General features: G+C 42.8%; 14 protein-coding genes. 1 reads left to right on the top strand and 13 read right to left on the bottom strand.

The features are described from left to right. Positions 1-149: 149 nt before the first annotated feature. The 8 genes from AOT82_RS05380 to AOT82_RS05420 all read right to left on the bottom strand — a co-directional run bounded on the left by AOT82_RS05380 (position 150) and on the right by AOT82_RS05420 (position 11,813). On the bottom strand, positions 150-2,507 hold the full coding sequence (locus AOT82_RS05380) for a heavy metal translocating P-type ATPase (RefSeq protein WP_071002128.1): 2,358 nt from the start codon (positions 2,505-2,507) through the stop codon (positions 150-152). Between the two features lie 345 nt (positions 2,508-2,852). Then, entirely contained in the window at positions 2,853-3,077 is a 225-nt protein-coding gene (locus AOT82_RS05385) for a heavy-metal-associated domain-containing protein (protein ID WP_071002129.1), read from the bottom strand. Between the two features lie 232 nt (positions 3,078-3,309). Continuing rightward, positions 3,310-3,564 carry a heavy-metal-associated domain-containing protein gene (locus AOT82_RS05390; RefSeq protein ID WP_071002130.1) on the bottom strand — a complete coding sequence of 85 codons (255 nt, stop codon included), beginning with the start codon at positions 3,562-3,564 and terminating at the stop codon, positions 3,310-3,312. A gap of 27 nt (positions 3,565-3,591) precedes the next feature. Beyond that, positions 3,592-4,467, bottom strand: a complete 876-nt coding sequence (gene kdsA / locus AOT82_RS05395; protein ID WP_071002131.1) for a 3-deoxy-8-phosphooctulonate synthase — start codon at positions 4,465-4,467, stop codon at positions 3,592-3,594. Between the two features lie 222 nt (positions 4,468-4,689). Continuing rightward, on the bottom strand, positions 4,690-6,321 hold the full coding sequence (locus AOT82_RS05405; RefSeq protein ID WP_071002133.1) for a CTP synthase: 1,632 nt from the start codon (positions 6,319-6,321) through the stop codon (positions 4,690-4,692). Between the two features lie 190 nt (positions 6,322-6,511). After that, complete coding sequence (locus tag AOT82_RS05410; RefSeq protein ID WP_071002134.1) at positions 6,512-7,597, bottom strand: porin; 1,086 nt, start codon at positions 7,595-7,597, stop codon at positions 6,512-6,514. A gap of 297 nt (positions 7,598-7,894) precedes the next feature. Next, complete coding sequence (locus AOT82_RS05415; RefSeq protein ID WP_071002135.1) at positions 7,895-9,004, bottom strand: porin; 1,110 nt, start codon at positions 9,002-9,004, stop codon at positions 7,895-7,897. Positions 9,005-9,614: 610 nt separating this feature from the next. Next, a complete protein-coding gene (locus tag AOT82_RS05420) occupies positions 9,615-11,813 on the bottom strand; it encodes a malate synthase G (protein WP_071002136.1) in 2,199 nt (732 codons plus the stop codon). Positions 11,814-12,685: 872 nt separating this feature from the next. On the opposite strand from AOT82_RS05420, the gene AOT82_RS05425 reads away from it, so the two are divergent. Continuing rightward, complete coding sequence (locus tag AOT82_RS05425) at positions 12,686-13,342, top strand: tRNA-(ms[2]io[6]A)-hydroxylase (protein WP_071003663.1); 657 nt, start codon at positions 12,686-12,688, stop codon at positions 13,340-13,342. Between the two features lie 173 nt (positions 13,343-13,515). Here AOT82_RS05425 and AOT82_RS05430 read toward each other — a convergent pair whose 3' ends face one another. From AOT82_RS05430 to ppk1, 5 genes are all read right to left on the bottom strand, one after another. Continuing rightward, a complete protein-coding gene (locus AOT82_RS05430) occupies positions 13,516-13,710 on the bottom strand; it encodes a hypothetical protein (protein ID WP_071002137.1) in 195 nt (64 codons plus the stop codon). Positions 13,711-13,841: 131 nt separating this feature from the next. Then, positions 13,842-14,201 (bottom strand): hypothetical protein, encoded by a 360-nt coding sequence (locus tag AOT82_RS05435; RefSeq protein WP_071002138.1) that lies wholly within the window; start codon positions 14,199-14,201, stop codon positions 13,842-13,844. A 58-nt stretch (positions 14,202-14,259) separates the two neighbouring features. Then, complete coding sequence (locus tag AOT82_RS05440) at positions 14,260-14,505, bottom strand: hypothetical protein (protein ID WP_071002139.1); 246 nt, start codon at positions 14,503-14,505, stop codon at positions 14,260-14,262. Between the two features lie 69 nt (positions 14,506-14,574). Beyond that, positions 14,575-14,745, bottom strand: a complete 171-nt coding sequence (locus AOT82_RS13940) for a hypothetical protein (RefSeq protein ID WP_197496744.1) — start codon at positions 14,743-14,745, stop codon at positions 14,575-14,577. Between the two features lie 360 nt (positions 14,746-15,105). Beyond that, positions 15,106-17,250, bottom strand: coding sequence for a polyphosphate kinase 1 (gene ppk1 / locus AOT82_RS05445; protein WP_071003664.1), 2,145 nt, complete (start codon positions 17,248-17,250; stop codon positions 15,106-15,108). Positions 17,251-17,433 lie beyond the last annotated feature (183 nt).

Here is a 17,433-nt window from a genome sequence, read left to right on the forward strand (position 1 = left end):
GGCTATCGTGCTTGGCATCATAGCATATATTTTACCAAACTTCCCTTATCTTACACTGACTTGCGGTCATAAATATCATCATAGATAGGTATATCTCAAATACTCGTTTGGTCTGCGTTGATGAAATATCAGTGCTAATACAGCAATTATTATTTCGCTAAACGCGTTTCATTGGTGTGAGGGACAGATACCGTATTATCTAGCGCAACCTCTGTCTTAAATCGTGTCAAGCGTAATGCATTCATCAAAACTGAGATAGAGCTGAGTGCCATCGCTGCTGCTGCAATCATTGGATTTAAGAACCCCAAAGCGGCAAGCGGGATACCAAGGCAGTTATAAATAAAGGCAAAAAACAAATTTTGCTTGATATTGCGTAGCGTTGCTTGGGCAATCTTCTGCGCCGCATCAATATGCATGAGCGACTCGCCCATTAGACGGGCAGAAGCGCTGTGCTGCGCGACATCTGTTCCTTCAAACATTGCAAAGCTGGCATCGGCAGTGGCCATCGCTGGCGCATCATTGACCCCGTCTCCTGCCATCGCCACTTTATGACCAGCAGTTTGCAGCCGTGCAATTTGACTGGCCTTATCGCGTGGACTCATTTTGCCGTAAGCTTTTTCAATACCCAGCTGCCCTGCCACATGATCGACGACCGACTGCTTATCACCACTCATCAAGATCACATTAATACCCGCATTTTGTAGCGCAGTGATTGCTTGCGGGGTATCCGCTTTCAAGTCATCTGCTAAGGCAAATGCGCCTAGTGGCTCATCATTGATACTAATGGCAACGGTACTGGCAATTTGCCATACTTTTGGCATCAGCTTAGGTAACGTCATATTAGCAAATTCAGCCGTCCCGACGTTTACTCGTCCAAGTCCTTCGATGTTTGCCTGTATACCAGATCCTTTTATCACACTGATATCAGTCACATCGAACAAAGACAGTTGACGCTCCTTAGCCGCGTTGGTCAAAGCAGTTGCCAATGGATGACTGGCATGTGCTTCGATACTGGCTACAATTTGCAATACATCATTAACAGCGATCGACTTATCCACCATGACATGATCGACGATAGTGGGTCTGCCAATGGTCAGCGTGCCTGTTTTATCGAGCACCACCGTGTCAATATTCCCTGCCGCCTCGAGACTTTGCGCGTCTTTGAACCACACGCCATGACGCGCCGCAACCCCCATACCCGCCATGATAGCTGCTGGCGTGGCCAAACCAAGGGCACAAGGGCATGCAATGACCAATACTGATACGGCATGCATTAAGGCCGTATCGACCATACCAGTCAGCCACCATGTCAAACCAAAAGTAACCAACGCAATAGTGACCACGATTGGCACAAACACAGCAGTCACTCTATCCGCCAGCCTCGCCAAGTTAGCTTTTGAGCCTTGCGCATCACTCAATGCTTGCACCATATCGCCCAGCTTGGTGTCACTACCCTTGGCACTGACGCGATAGAGCAAACTACCATTCTCCACCAAAGCACCTGCCAGTAATCCATCGCCCACTTCTTTTTTAAGGGCAATTGACTCACCTGTTAAGTGACTCTCCACGCACCAGCCGCTACCATCTGTGACGATGCCATCGGTCGCGATACGGCTGCCTTGCTTGGCACGTAGGATGTCACCTACTTGTACATCAGACAGTGCAATAGAGTGAAAATCACCATTTGGCTGCTGCTGCTCGACTTCATCTGGCGTTAATGACAATAATAAATCAATGCTGTTGAGGCTATGCTTCTTGGTACGTTCCTCTAAGTATTTACCAGTCCGCACAAACGCAATGACCATCACCCCTGCTTCAAAATATACGGCTGGGCTATTACTAGCACCGTGTCCGCCCATGTGTCCACTTTGCAAGAGGCTCCCCAAAGTGCCATCGCCATGAGTAAGCCATAGATAAGCCGAATATGCCCATATCGTCACGGTACCAATCACCACCAGTACATCCATATTGGCAAGACCGCCTTTGATGGATGCCCATGCGCTCTTATAGAATGGTAACGCAAAGCCAAACTGTACAATCGTCGCTAAAATAAACTGAATCCAAATGGGCGGCATCCACGCCATCCCAGTACCCACCAACATGCCTGCCATACCCACCAAAAATGGCACCAAACACAGCCATAAACCAATCAATCGCCATGGATATTGGGTGACTGTGTCTTCATCTGTTTTTGCAAATAAACTGTCGCTGGCTTGTAGATTGGCAACAAAACCCGTCTTGTTTACCCATTCTGTGACCTGTTCTGGCGTCGTTTGCGTCGGATCATAATCTACATTTGCCGTCTCACCAGCAAAATTCACACTCACTTCATACACCGAAGGCTTTTTATTCAGCACCTTTTCGATTCGTGAAGCACAGGCCTGACACGTCATGCCATCAATCGCCAATTGCAGATGCGCACGTTGCGGTGCAAGTGGCGTATTTGATTGAATGTCAGTCTCGACATCGTAGGATCCATCACTAGTGGTACGGGTAGTATCATTCATAAAAATAACTCTTTATAGCGTCTATATACTCATAGAAGCCATAATAAAATATCAGTGGATTGACAAAAAAATCAAATGAAACAAGTAAAACACGATAACAATCAGTATGAATACGCTGTTTAGGCTACCCAGTTATTATAGACAGACATATTGCAATATATTCAGGTAGCACCTATTAGATGGTCACAACCATCATCTATTCAAGTAAGCCTCAATCATTTAGTAAATAGCAGCAAACTAGGACAGCCATGGACGTAATCTATAGTCAGAATTTTTAACCATTAAAAAACCAGCTAACATGCCAGTAATAACATGGTAGCTGGTTTTGTAGATAGATGACGACATTTATGAATTAGCGACAGTCGCCTCAAATCCAGCCTCATCAATGGCCGAAGCAATCGCTTCTGCACTGGTTTTGCTATCATCAAAGGTGACCGTCGCTAGATTGTCAGCTAGATCAACGGTGATCGTATCTAAACCGTCGATGTCGGCAGTAGCAGTATGTACACTTGCCACACAGCCGCTGCAAGTCATGCCATCAATTTGAATAATACGTGTTTGGCTTGCCATGGTTAGCTCCTTATTTTTATTAGTGAAAAGTAGCCTTGATAGCTGTTCTTCAATATTTACTTCTCAAAACCTATCAAAGTACCACTAAACAAGCATAAGCCCTATCATCAGCGACAGCAAGACACTTTGGTTGTTACTTTATTAACGAGATGCTATTAATAAGACAGGAACTTCTTAATAAAAACCTGAACGCTACTCATTGCTTATGTAGCATTCAGATCGTCCATATATCTTAGTCTTTATGATGCGGATTTTGCGGCGCATCAATAGGAAATGGCTGAGTCACATAATCAACCATACTAATCGCCGCCGTCAAAGCATGAATACTCGTATCCGTATCATCATAACTGACCGTTGCAACATCATGCACAGGATCTAGATCGATAGCAGTCACGCCTGAGATATTTTTAAGAGCGGTCATTACACTATCTAGACCATCTTGATCGTCGATATTTTCTATACTGACTTGTGCGGTTTGAATCGCCATTGCATCACCCTCTTATCATTTATAATATCAATGAGTATCTAATGTCTCAAAGCCTTTGACCAGATCATCAATCTGCTTAAGCTGACGCAAAAACGGCTCTAGCTGGCTCATGCGCAGCGCACATGGCCCATCACATTTCGCCGTTTCTGGATTTGGATGTGCTTCTAAAAACAACCCTGCCAACCCTGTCGCCATACCAGCACGTGCCAGTGTCGTAATCTGCTCACGGCGCCCACCTGCACTGTCACTACGCGCGCCTGGCTGCTGCAAGCTATGTGTCACATCAAAAAATACGGGGATATCCATCTGCTTCATGGTATCAAATCCAAGCATATCAACGACTAAGTTGTTATAACCAAAGGCACTACCACGCTCACAAAGTATCAGCTTATCATTACCGCCTTCTAGACACTTATTGACGATATGACGCATCTCATGCGGCGCCAAAAACTGTGCCTTTTTGATATTGATAATCGCGTCCGTCTTTGCCATCGCATGAACCAAGTCCGTCTGACGTGACAAAAAAGCTGGCAACTGGATAATATCAGCAACTTCAGCGACTGGTGCTGCTTGATGAGGTTCATGTACATCAGTGATAATCGGTACTTGGAATTTTTCTTTGATTCGCCCGAGCCAATCGATACCTTGCGCGAGTCCCGGCCCTCGGTATGAATGCAGGCTTGAGCGGTTGGCTTTATCAAAACTCGCTTTAAACACATAGCCGATACCCAAGCGCTCACATATCTCAACGTATTGCTCAGCAATCTCAAACGCCAACTCTTTAGATTCTAAGACGTTCATCCCACCAAATAATACAAAGGGTTGATCATTACCAATGTTGATCGTCTTATTATTAGGCGTGTTAAGTGCAATGTGTGATTGCGCCGTTAATAGGTTTTCCATTTAGCCACTACCTCTTATTTTGTTATTAATATCTCTATCCCATATTGTAACCGATAGCCTGATTAAAAAAAGTATGCAAGCGTAATTAGAGATTATTAATGAGGATATTGACTCGTTAATAACAACAAACAACCTGAGTTGAGCAAAAAAAAGACCAATCCGAAGATCAGTCTTTTTAGCAAACATCATGCTCTCACATAACAACAAATGCTTTAGTGATTACTATGTTTCGCTATGATTTTTTGCCGCTTTGACAAAACTATTAAACAGTGGATGACCACCGCGTGGTGAGCTAGTAAATTCAGGATGGAACTGTACAGCAACAAACCATGGATGCTCGCTAATCTCTACCGACTCTACCAAATGCTGCTTGGCAGAATAACCAGATATAGTCATACCCGCTTGCTCTAATGGCTCAATATAACGGTTATTCATCTCATAACGATGGCGATGGCGCTCAGTGATATTGTTAGCACCATAAATCTGAGCAAGCTTGCTACCAGAAACCAGCTCTGCTTGCTGCGCGCCTAGGCGCATGGTACCGCCGAGGTCTGAGTCATCGCTACGAATCTGTAGCTCGCCGCGCTCATCTAACCATTCGGTGATAAGCCCAATGATAGGCTCAGCTGTCTTACGATCAAACTCAGAAGAGTTGGCATTGATATTCAGTACATTGCGCGCATACTCTATCACGGCCAGCTGCATACCAAGGCAAATACCTAGATACGGCACATTATTTTCACGAGCATAGGTGATGGCTTTTATTTTACCCATCGTACCGCGCTCACCAAAACCGCCTGGTACTAAGATAGCATTGGCTTCTTTTAGCTGCGCTAGTAGAGTGTCGTCATCTTCTAAACGCTCAGCATCGATGTAGTCGATTTTGACATCGACTTTATGCGTGATACCTGCGTGTAGCAATGCTTCGTTGATCGACTTATAAGCATCTGGTAGCTCAACGTATTTGCCAACCATCGCAACTGTCACTGTTCCTTCAGGATTTAGCTGGGCTTCAACCACTTTATCCCAATCGCTCAAATCCGCTTCGGGCACATCAAGACCGAAACGCTCACAGATGAGATCATCAAGGTCTTGCTCATGTAGCGTGCGCGGGATCTGATAGATACTTTGTGCATCTTCACACATGATAACGGCACGCTCTTCTACATTGGTGAATAGCGCAATCTTGCGACGGTTATCTTGTGAGATATGATGATCAGAGCGGCAGATTAAGATGTCAGGCTGTAGACCGATTGAGCGTAGCTCTTTTACAGAGTGCTGTGTCGGCTTGGTTTTGGTCTCACCGGCACTGGCAATATAAGGTACTAAAGTAAGATGCATCAGCATGGCACGATTGCGCCCCAGCTCTACTTGCATCTGACGGACAGCTTCCATAAAAGGAAGGGATTCGATATCACCGACGGTACCGCCAATCTCAATAATAGCAATATCATATCCTTCGCCGCTCGCGAGGATTTTGTTTTTGATTTCATCGGTAATATGCGGAATAACCTGTACCGTACCGCCAAGGTATTCACCGCGACGTTCTTTATTTAAAACATTTTGATAAATACGGCCACTGGTGAAGTTATTACTTTTACTCATTTTTGAGTGACGTAAAAAACGCTCATAATAACCCAAATCCAAATCTGTCTCTGCGCCATCTTCGGTGACGAACACCTCACCATGCTGAAACGGACTCATCGTACCTGGATCGACGTTAATATACGGATCCATTTTGGTCATCGTGACAGTCACGCCACGTGCTTCTAAGACCGCTGCAAGAGAGGCTGCGGTGATACCTTTTCCTAGTGAGGACACTACCCCACCGGTCACAAATATAAACTTGGTCATAGTACTCTGTCGGTAATTGGTAAAGAAGGATTTTACTAAAAATACGCCACAAAATATAGGGCAAAAATGCAAACTGTCTGAAACTCTTGTTTTCTACCTCAGCGGTAGACTTTTGTCACAAATAATACATACAACAAAAAAACTCACCCCGAAGGATGAGTTTTTTATAATACGTTTTCTAATGTTTAGATTAGAATTTGTATTCAATACCCGTACCTACGATAGTCTCATCTTTGTTATTGTCACGGCTGATTTGCCCTGCATAAATATGACCCGTGGTCGCTTTATTGAATGCATATTCTCCACCAACTGCGATTTCATTTACATCAGCATCTTTTACGCCTTTCTCGTCAGTGGTATTAACATACTGTGCTTTAACTGCCCAAGGTGTTGCACCAACTTTATATTTACCACTAATCAGCCATGATTTTTCAACTTCACTGTCATTGTTAACACGGTTGTTGTTAACGATGCTATAGTTATCGTAGTATTGGCTTTGTTGGTATAGAGCACCTAAAGCTAGGCCAGGAACCATATTCATTTTGCCCATATCTAAACCAGCAACCAAACGCCACGCATTATCAATCACGCCAGTATTTACATTGTTAGCACCCATGTCTTTGTCATAAGCACCGGCTAGATAAACACCATTTTTGTCATAGGTTAATAAAGCAGAATAACCGTTATCTTTTACTTTTCTATCACGATAGACTGCAGGCTTCGTATCAGATGCTGCGGAAACGAGAACATCACCGTCGGCATCAGTTTCTGATAATGCGGTAGCTGCCATAAAACTCACTGGCATACCAACAATGGTCGGTGATTTATAAGCCACCATATTGTTAGCACGGTATTCACCTGAAACACCCGCATTTTTCATATCAAATAAGCTATCATTAAACACGTCAACTTTGTGTTGTGCAATTTTCAATGGGGTATCATGGCGTCCCGCTAGTACAGTACCTAAAGTGTTGTGGGCTAAGCCTACATAAGTATTACGTGATCTAAACTGTTGGCTATCGTCATCAACATCAATACCATATTCCAATTGATAGACTAATTTAGTGGTATCAGTAAGATCATCTTCACCTTTAAAACCGATACGTGATTGATTAGAGTTAAGTTTAAATGTATCTTCATCTGTCTTGTTAGCTGCATCGTAGTCTGTACTAACATAATCTAAGGTTAAAAATGCTTTACCATATACAGTTGGAGCAGCATGGGCAGCAGAAACTGAAAGTGCAGCGACGGCTGTGGCTAAAAGTAATTTTTTCAAAGGATATCTCCACTTTACGATTTGAGTGATAAATGGTCTAAGATCATTAGATATATAATGGCAGGGTGACTACCCTATAGAACATTTATATATATGAGCTAGAAGCATTACTTAGACACAACTTTACCAACCAAATATTACAGTAAGGTGAAAAAACCAAAATTTACACAAATGTTATTATTAATTTTACGGATTCTGTTATTTAAGACACGCTGTTGTTCAAGACACAGTATTGATTACAAAACAAAAAAACCCACCCCGAAGGATGAGTTTTTTATTTAGATTCTAATGGTTAGACTAGAATAAGTATTCTAGACCGCCACCGATAGCGAGTACATCAATATCACCACGTAAGTCGATTTCATTAACATTGCCGTCTTCGTCTCTCGAACCAAAACGACCATTGTTTAATTCCGCTGAATTTAGACCAGCATAGGCATGAGCGATCATATTATTTTTAAACGCATATTTGCCACCTACAACGACTTGATTTGAGTCATTATTCTCAAGACCACTGATATTGTCGGTTTTGTCATACTGAATATAAACAGAGGCTGGACGGGCAAAATTCGAAAGACCCATTTCAGCACTCACCACTAAACCGTCCTCTGTTGCAGTAGTAGTACCGGCATAGTCAGCTTCTTGATATAGAACGCCTAACTTTACAGGAGCTGCGATATATTTACCTAAATCGACGCTAGCACTGCCACGGATAATATCACCACTAACACTCATGTCTTGCTCATAAGCAATACCAGCGGTAATGCCTGTACCTGGATCAAACATCAATGAGGCACCATAGCCTGCGTCACGACCACTCTCAGATATAAAGTCTTCATCAGCACCATACATCAGCGCAAGCGCTAATGGTAGATCGTTGTATTTAGGAGCAAACCAGATGATAGAGTTGTTGATACGGTTACCAACGGTCGGGGTCAAAATATTAGCAAAGCTGTCGTTGTTGTTCAGAGTACTAGAGCCAAGATTATCCCAATAACCTTCATTAACTGATACGTTATTGATATAGTCAATGACTGTGTAGTTACGACCAAAACGGAACTGACCGAAGTCTTTGTTTACTAGACCAAGATAAGTGTCACGGCTTTTGAAGCCAATGTTATCGCTACCACTATCATCAACTTTAACGCCGTACTCTAATTGGTAAATTACGTCAGTGTTGGCCGTTATCGCTTCAGAGCCTCTGAAGCCTAAACGTGAAATATTAGAATTAACTTGTAATGAACCGTTGTCTTCATTAATTCTGTTATTATTATCCATATTCTGACCATCAATTTCAGCATTAACGTAATCAGTAGTAACGAATACTTTACCATAAACGGTAGGTGCTGCCTGTGCGGCAGATACAGATAGGGCTGCGATTGCTGTAGCTAAAAGTAACTTTTTCATGGGGTATCTCCACTTTACAATTGTAGTAATGAGCAAGCCATTATTAGCTGGCGCCCATAATGGTATCGTCACAAATCCTCAAAGATATAATGTGTAACTGGCTACCAAGTTTAGTCAGAAACAAGTATGGCGAATTTCTATTACAGTTAAGATAAAAAACCATGACTCACATAACTGGGATTAAAAACGTAACTGCCATGTAAACTTAAGTCTTATGCGTCCTACTGCGTAACATCCGTTACCAAACTCATACTTCGAGTACAAGCATAACAACTTTGACATAATTTGCAACATATTTTTTCGCTTTTTCGATACCCCCAGTATCAAATGACAAGTCACCTATAAAATCCAAATAGCTACAAAAAAAAGCACTATCTACTCAAGCAGATAGCGCTTTTATTGATTAATATCATTACTTATAGTATTAAAATATTTTAATAAAAACAAAATAATTGCCCAAGAAATAGCGCTATCCATTGATAAATAAATAGCGCTTATGAAGAATCGACCAACGTATTTATGACATATTTAGCGTTACAAACGAGCAAGATTAGATACTACACCTTAGACTTCAGCATACGCTAAAATACCCATTGCTAAGCCGGCCTCTCTAAGCATTGGCTTTTAGATCAAGGCGCGCTTGATGCAACAATGGTTCAGTATAGCCGCTAGGTTGCGCGCGTCCTTTAAAGACCAAATCACAGGCTGCTTTAAATGCATAAGAGTTATCAAAGTTATCTGCCATTGGCTGGTAATCACTATCGCCTGCATTTTGCTCATCGACGACTTTTGCCATACGTTTCATTGTGTCCATCACTTGCTGCTCGCTTACCACATCATGATGTAACCAATTGGCAATATGCTGGCTAGAGATACGTAAGGTAGCACGATCTTCCATCAAGCCAACATCATTGATATCAGGTACTTTGGAACAGCCTACGCCTTGGTTTACCCAACGTACCACATACCCTAAGATACCTTGAGCATTATTTTCAAGCTCTTGCTGCTTCTCTTCTTCTGTCCAATTGGTATTTTTTGCCAATGGAATGGTCAAAATATCATCTAAGCTCGCACGCTCACGTGATTTAAGCGTATCTTGTACATCGGCCACGCTAACTTGATGATAGTGTATGCTGTGCAAGGTAGCGCCCGTTGGTGAGGGTACCCAAGCCGTACTGGCACCAGATTTCGGATGAGCCGCTTTGGTGTCCATCATCTCTTTCATCTCATCAGGTTTTGCCCACATACCTTTACCAATTTGAGCATGACCTTGCAGACCAGTCTCTAGACCGATATCAACGTTCCACTGCTCATACGCAGGTAGCCATGCTTGCGACTTCATGTCGCCTTTTGGCACGAACGGACCGGCATTCATACTGGTATGCATCTCATCACCCGTACGATCTAAGAAACCTGTATTAATAAAGATAACACGCTCTTTTGCTTGGCGAATCGCTTCTTTCAGATTGACTGTGGTACGGCGCTCTTCGTCCATGATACCGATTTTGAGCGTATTACGCTCTAGACCCAATAAGTCCTCTGATGCGTTGAACAAATCATTGGCCATTTTAACTTCTTCAGGGCCATGCATTTTTGGCTTCACAATATACATAGAGCCTTGGCGTGAGTTTGATAGCTCGTTTTTGCCTTTGATATCATTGAGTGACAATAGTGGCGTGATTAAACCATCCATTAAGCCTTCAAATATTTGCTCTTGGCCATTGCCTAAATCAACCAAAATTGCGGGGTTCTGCATGAGATGACCCACGTTACGAATCAAGAGTAGCGAACGACCTGGCAAAATCAGCTTACCGCCATCAGGTGTATTATATTCACGATCTGGGTTTTGTTTGCGAGTACGGGTTTTGCCACCTTTTTCAAAGGTCTCTTGTAGATCGCCGTTCATCAAGCCAAGCCAATTGCGATAGACTTCCACTTTTTCTTCTGCATCTACAGCAGCGACCGAATCTTCACAATCTTGAATCGCAGTCATGGCTGACTCAAGTAGCACGTCTTTGATATTTGCTGGGTCATCTTTGCCAACTGGATGATTACTATCGATCTGAATCTCAGCATGCAAGCCATTGTTTTTGAGCAAAATACCAGAGGGGCTATCTGCCTCGCCGACATAACCGACGAACTTAGCCGTATCTTTTAGCTCGGTACTGCTATCACCCTGTACGACTTCAAGCTTGCCATCGATCACTTTAAAACTGGTCACATCATTGTAAGAGCCTGATGCTAGTGTGAAATGCTCATCTAAAAATGCTTTGGCATAAGCGACAACAGCAGCACCGCGAGTAGGATTATAGCTACCACCCGCTTCTTGACCATTGTCACTACTGATAACATCGGTGCCATACAACGCATCATATAGGCTACCCCAACGTGCGTTGGTCGCATTTAATGCATAACGAGCGTTACGTACTGGTACGACCAGCTGCGGCCCTGCGATGTGCGCGATTTCGTCATCGACATTTTCTGTACTGACCGTAAAGTCATCACCTTCTGGCAGCAGATAACCAATCTCTTGCAAGAATGTCTTATAAGCTGGATAATCGATTTCGCCATCTTTTGCAGGGTGTTGTAGGTGCCACTCATCAATCTGTGCTTGAATCTTGTCTCGAGTTTCTAGCAACGCTTTATTACGTGGCGTAAATTCCTTGATAACCTTCTCAAAACCTGACCAATAACTGTCTGAATCAACACCAACTTTTGGCAGCACTTCGTTTTCAATAAAGTCATACAACTGTTGGTCGATGGCAAGAATGCCTTTTTGAATGCGATTGGCGTTAGAAGACTGGCCCATGTCGTTATCCTTATCTATTGGTGAGTATTGGTAATACTAAATTGCTACAGCGACTATTTGAGACTCGTTATTTTTATCAACAATTATTTATACAATGAAAGATATCATTGCTACCTACGACAACCTATGGTATTTAATGCTGATAAATAATTATTCATTAAAGAGTTTTTCATCAGCCCTAAAATAGACTGTATAAATCTTCTGTTTTGATACAAGAATTGTCATTGGTATAATGCTTGCCATTCTCTACTAAGTGCTATTGATAGCAAGACACTGTGACTAAAGAGCAAAATCCCATCCTACTATCAAATAATAAAATAAACAAGCAAACGCCATTTAGAAAATAAATATTGGGGTTGTATAATAATGATATCGTATAAGATGTAAGCCTCACAGACCATGAATACTATCTAGAAATTAATGAATGCTCAGTTGAGACTAAACTGTAAGTAATCATTACCATCTATAGTTATATAGTGAAACCATTATAAAAATGGTATAGCAAGATTAAACGCTATTTTTCGTAGCCTCTGGAGACGCAGTCACAGCAAGCAAGAAAAGTAGCATTTAATCGAGCGCGTTTTCTATGCTGTATCAATTTTATTGAGGTTCTACTATACTTAAATACTGTCCATGATCTAGACAACTTACTTAGCCGTAGTAACTGTAGCCCATTATTTTGAAAGCATCTATAAATTAGCTGCTTTAAACTCTCATTTATAAAAAAGCCCTTTTAGATTATGACTATAAACCAGCCCGACCTCTCGTCCTTACAATCATCAGCGCATGGTACTGATCACTACGATATTCATAAGGATAACCTCGAAAAAGAAGCGCCCCTTTCACCAGTAAATGTCGTTGACGAAAGCAGTATGGACGTAGGGGAAGACAGTGTCGATATCACTCACCTGCGCACACCTATAAAAGTTGATCTATCCCCTATTTATAATTTTTTGGGGGCGCGCACGACGCAAGCTTGGGTCGATGCGGCTATAGATAACCTACCATTTATCATTCAGGATCATGCCAATTGCGAAAAAAAAGCCGCTGGCACTGCGATGAATTTGATATTTCGGTATGAGTTCTCTTATGATTTGCAACGTAAATTGGCACAGCTCATACGTGAAGAGATGCTACATTACGAGCAGGTGCTTGGCATCATGAACGAACGCGGCCAGGACTGGAAGTATTTGAGTGCAGGTCGCTATGCCAAGGGTATGCTGAAACATAAGCGTACTTATGAGCCAGCAGCGATGGTCGATGTACTGATCATTGGGGCGTTCATTGAAGCGCGCTCTTGTGAACGTTTTGCAGCGTTGGCGGAAGTCATTGATGATGCGCGTTTAGCAAAATACTATCGCTATCTACTAAAGTCAGAGAGCCGCCATTTTGAAGATTACCTTGCGCTTGCCCAGTCATTATCAGATGATAATATCGATGAGCGCGTTGCGTTTTTTAAAGAAGTAGAAGCAGAATTAATAGACAGTCCTGATGCGGAGCTACGCTTTCATAGTGGTACGCCTGCTTAATAGACAGGCATCATTCATTTGTACTTTGAAATCTATAGGTTATAGACACAAAAAAGGCATTACCGTTATTCGGGTTATATTTGAACAACGGTAATGCCTCTTTATTTATGCTGATTATTTTCTGACGATCAGCGATACTTTTATGGATCAGAGATACTGGTATATAAATAGTATTACTTATCATCTTCCATCAATGGGCTGTCGTACTGCTTGGCACTCTTAGCCACATTATGCGGATCATGATCGCCTGCTGCTTTGTCTGCTGCCGCTGGATTTACTTTTTGTAGAGCGTCGTCTGGTACGATACCGTTGTTGTCATCTGCATCTTTTAGACTATACTCATCAGTGACGGGCTTGTCATTTGGCATATTTGTCTTACTCCCTATTATAACTATTCATCCAATATTGTAAGCGCCTTTAACTGTTATCTAAATAATATAGATATCAGTCGATAATTACGCAAATATCATAGTCTTCTGCTCAGCTTTCTATTGTCGGTCTAATCTTTATCATCAGGATTTAAGGTGCGAGTCTGAGCATTATCAACATTAGCATAGCGATTCATGTTGTTAATTTTTTGGCTATCAGGCCCTTCGCTTGCAACGGTGCTTTCATTGATATTATCATCAAAACCATTACCTGGTTGATCGCGGCGGTCGGGCTGGCGCGCTGGGTTATCACCATCATTGACGTGCTCAGACTCCACTACACCCTCTTCAAAAGTGTCGGTACCTTTATTTTCATTGACGTTTTCTTCGAGCTTCTCATGGTTTTTCACCGTTTGAGCACTGTCTAAAGTTTCATGCGTGTCCGTTTCTGCGATTCGAGTTTTACTTAAAGCAGGATCTCTGGTTTCCATTGTTTTGTCCTTATTATAATTATTGTTCGTATCGATAACATATTGTGCTTATCATTTGTTAGTCGTCTCGACTCAGATCATAAGCATTTAGGTCCGATACGTTTTTGCCACCCGCAGGCAGATTTTCTTCTTTGCGCGGGTCGACATAGACCTCGTCTGTCTCCTGTGAGGCTTGTTCCGGCCCATCTATATTTGGCTGGTACTTTCGGCCTTCGTAGCTGCCTTGAGGATTTTCTTGCGTCGTAACGGCGGGATCCTCTACAAGGAATTTTTCTTCAGTATTGTTTTTTTCTGGCATGGTCATGGCGTCTCCCTCGCATTATTTATTATCGTTATCTGATTAGTGCTTTGGACGTATGCTGCAAACACACTCTTATTTGTCAGTGCGTAGGTCATCCTCAATGAACGCTGTTTGCTCTTCTTCGCTTAGTGATTCAGGCGCATCGACTTTTTTATTGTCTTTTAGATTTTTCTCAATCTCTTGACCGTTTGCTTGCTCTGCTGCTTTTTTGATGTCTGAGGTATCATTGTTCGTCGTACTCATGATGTATTTCCTATTTTTATTGTTGACTGAATTTAGAATTTCTCCGGTGCGGCATCATTATGTACTCAGCCACTTTTAGTCAGTTGCTTTTGTTCAGTTACTTTTAGATAGATGAGTGATGAGGTTTTTGATAAAAATAATAAACTGCACCAGAACTGATGTTAATTATAGGTAGGATACTGTGAGATTCACCAGTGTACTGCCGTATCAATATGTGAATAAATGTGAGGTTACAACACAGTTTGTAACTTTTACAGCGCATTAACCAGAAAAACCAAGCACTGGTATGTACCAATACTTGGTTAAATAGTGTTTGACTAAATAGTGCTTGGTCAAATGATGAAGATAGCACTCAATCAGTTAGCTGGACTCTTCAACACCATTAATCACTTTCAATAAGTGTTCTTGAGCAACGTGTGGCGTCTCCCCTGCTGCTGGCTGAAGCTGCTGCCAAACGCCTGTGCCATCCAGTGTCCACGCTTGCGTGTTGTCTTGTAAGTAATTGATCAAACCATCTTGATATATCTGCTTAAAAAGCTTCTTATTTTCGATTGGAAAGGCCACCTCAACGCGGTGGAACAGGTTACGATCCATCCAGTCTGCGCTGCCACAATACAAACGCTCATCCCCATTATTATAGAAATAATAAATACGGGTATGCTCCAAAAATCGGCCAATAATAGAGCGTACAGTGATGTTTTCAGATAGGCCTTTTACTTGCGGACGCAAGCAACACATAGAGCGCAGGATCAGCTCAATTTTGACGCCTACCTGCGACGCATCATACAATTTGTCAATCAGGCGACGCTCAGTGAGCGCATTGGCTTTGACGATAATATGAGCGCGCTTGCCTGTTTTAGCATGGGCAATCTCATCATCGATAAAGCTCATTAGTTTTTCGTGCAACGTAAAAGGGGCATGTAGCAGTTTTTTGAGATTGGCAGGTTTGCCCATACCAGTGAGCTCTTGAAATATCTTATGCACATCTTCTGAGATATCAGGATCGGCACTGAATAAACCATAATCTGTATAGACCTTGGCATTGGCCGCATGATAGTTGCCTGTGCCTAGGTGGACATAGCGGCGGATTCGATCTTCTTCACGGCGCACGATGAGCATGAGCTTGGCATGGGTCTTGTAGCCGACGATGCCATAAACCACAACCGCACCTGCTTCTTGTAAATAGTTGGCGACAGCAATATTGGAAGCTTCATCGAAACGCGCACGCAACTCAATGACGGCAGTGACTTCTTTGCCATTTCGAGCGGCAGCGGCAAGCGCTTTGACGATCTCTGAGTTGGTACCTGAGCGGTATAATGTCTGCTTGATCGCCAACACTTTGGGATCGCTAGCTGCCTGCCAAAGCAGATTAATAATGGGTAAAAATGCATGAAACGGATGATGCACCAGTACATCGCTTTTACGCATAGCGGCAAACATACTGGATGATTTATCTGATTTATCCATATCTCGGCGAAAGGCTTTTGGCACGGCATAAGTAAATGGCTGATAACGCAGTCCCGGAATATTAAAATCAAACAATAAGCGCGTCAGATTCACAGGGCCATTGACACGATACAGCTGATTGTCATGCAACTCAAACTCATTGAGCAGATACTCACTGATGTGCGCTGGGCAGTCGGTTGTGACCTCAAGACGGACTTTGTCACCGAAACGGCGGTTTTCAAGCTCGCCCTCGAGTGCCTTGGCGATATCTTCTACATCATCCGCCAGATCTAAATCTGCATTACGCGTGAGCCTGAACTGATGACAACCCGTCACACTCATACCAGGGAACAGCTCACCGATATGCTCATGAATGATGGCTGATAGCATCACATGATGCTCTTTACCACCCGTTAGCTCATCTGGCAGACGAATCACACGCGGCAGACTGCGCGGCGCTGGTACAATCGCCAAGTTGATGTCGCGACCAAAAGCATCTTTGCCTTCTAATGTGGCAATAAAGTTCAGGCTTTTATTGACCAATCGCGGGAATGGATGCGCAGGATCAATGCTTATCGGCGTCAATACTGGCACGACTTGCTCGGTAAAATAACGCTTCATCCAAGCAGACTGCTCGGCATTGAGCTCATCACGTTTTAGGTAGCGGATATCCTCGAGCGCAAGAGCGGGCAAAATATCTTCATTCAGAATGCGATATTGCTCATTGATAGCGTCGTGAGTGATCGCAGAGATCTCGTTTAACACCTCGCTTGGGCGCATACCATGCGCACTGGTCGATACGTCACCGATATTGAGCTTTTGCATGATACCTGCAACACGAATCTCAAAGAATTCATCGAGATTCGATGAAAAAATAATGAGAAAAAACAAGCGCTCAAGCAGTGGGTGACGAGGACTGGCTGCCTGCGCCAATACACGCAGATGAAACTGTAATAAAGACAAATCTCGATTGATATAACTGCTGGGTGAATAGCTGCCGTCTTCTGAGCGTTGCCAGTCGATGTCGGTCAGATCATTATAGTTACTGCTTACGCTCATATTTTTATCAACGTTTTCGTTGCCATCTTCACTCACACTATTAACGTCGATAATCTCGTTCATATCACCGCTGTTCTGATTATTATTTATCTCTACCACGTTACTACTCCTTTTGCGTTATCGATGCGCCGTCGTCTTTATACTATCGTCTTAAAGGTTATTAACTATAGTCGGTTCACTATA

The organism is Psychrobacter sp. AntiMn-1 (assembly GCF_001854065.1).
Taxonomy (GTDB): Bacteria; Pseudomonadota; Gammaproteobacteria; order Pseudomonadales; family Moraxellaceae; genus Psychrobacter; species Psychrobacter pacificensis.

Coding starts and splice junctions, on each gene's coding strand:
- AOT82_RS13940 (WP_197496744.1), bottom strand. CDS start 14,745: ATGAGTACGACGAACAATGATACCTCAGACATCAAAAAAGCAGCAGAG.
- AOT82_RS05430 (WP_071002137.1), bottom strand. CDS start 13,710: ATGCCAAATGACAAGCCCGTCACTGATGAGTATAGTCTAAAAGATGCA.
- AOT82_RS05425 (WP_071003663.1), top strand. CDS start 12,686: ATGGACGTAGGGGAAGACAGTGTCGATATCACTCACCTGCGCACACCT.
- AOT82_RS05390 (WP_071002130.1), bottom strand. CDS start 3,564: ATGGCGATTCAAACCGCACAAGTCAGTATAGAAAATATCGACGATCAA.
- ppk1 (WP_071003664.1), bottom strand. CDS start 17,250: ATGAGCGTAAGCAGTAACTATAATGATCTGACCGACATCGACTGGCAA.
- AOT82_RS05380 (WP_071002128.1), bottom strand. CDS start 2,507: ATGAATGATACTACCCGTACCACTAGTGATGGATCCTACGATGTCGAG.
- AOT82_RS05440 (WP_071002139.1), bottom strand. CDS start 14,505: ATGACCATGCCAGAAAAAAACAATACTGAAGAAAAATTCCTTGTAGAG.
- AOT82_RS05405 (WP_071002133.1), bottom strand. CDS start 6,321: ATGACCAAGTTTATATTTGTGACCGGTGGGGTAGTGTCCTCACTAGGA.
- AOT82_RS05385 (WP_071002129.1), bottom strand. CDS start 3,077: ATGGCAAGCCAAACACGTATTATTCAAATTGATGGCATGACTTGCAGC.
- AOT82_RS05415 (WP_071002135.1), bottom strand. CDS start 9,004: ATGAAAAAGTTACTTTTAGCTACAGCAATCGCAGCCCTATCTGTATCT.
- kdsA (WP_071002131.1), bottom strand. CDS start 4,467: ATGGAAAACCTATTAACGGCGCAATCACACATTGCACTTAACACGCCT.
- AOT82_RS05435 (WP_071002138.1), bottom strand. CDS start 14,201: ATGGAAACCAGAGATCCTGCTTTAAGTAAAACTCGAATCGCAGAAACG.
- AOT82_RS05420 (WP_071002136.1), bottom strand. CDS start 11,813: ATGGGCCAGTCTTCTAACGCCAATCGCATTCAAAAAGGCATTCTTGCC.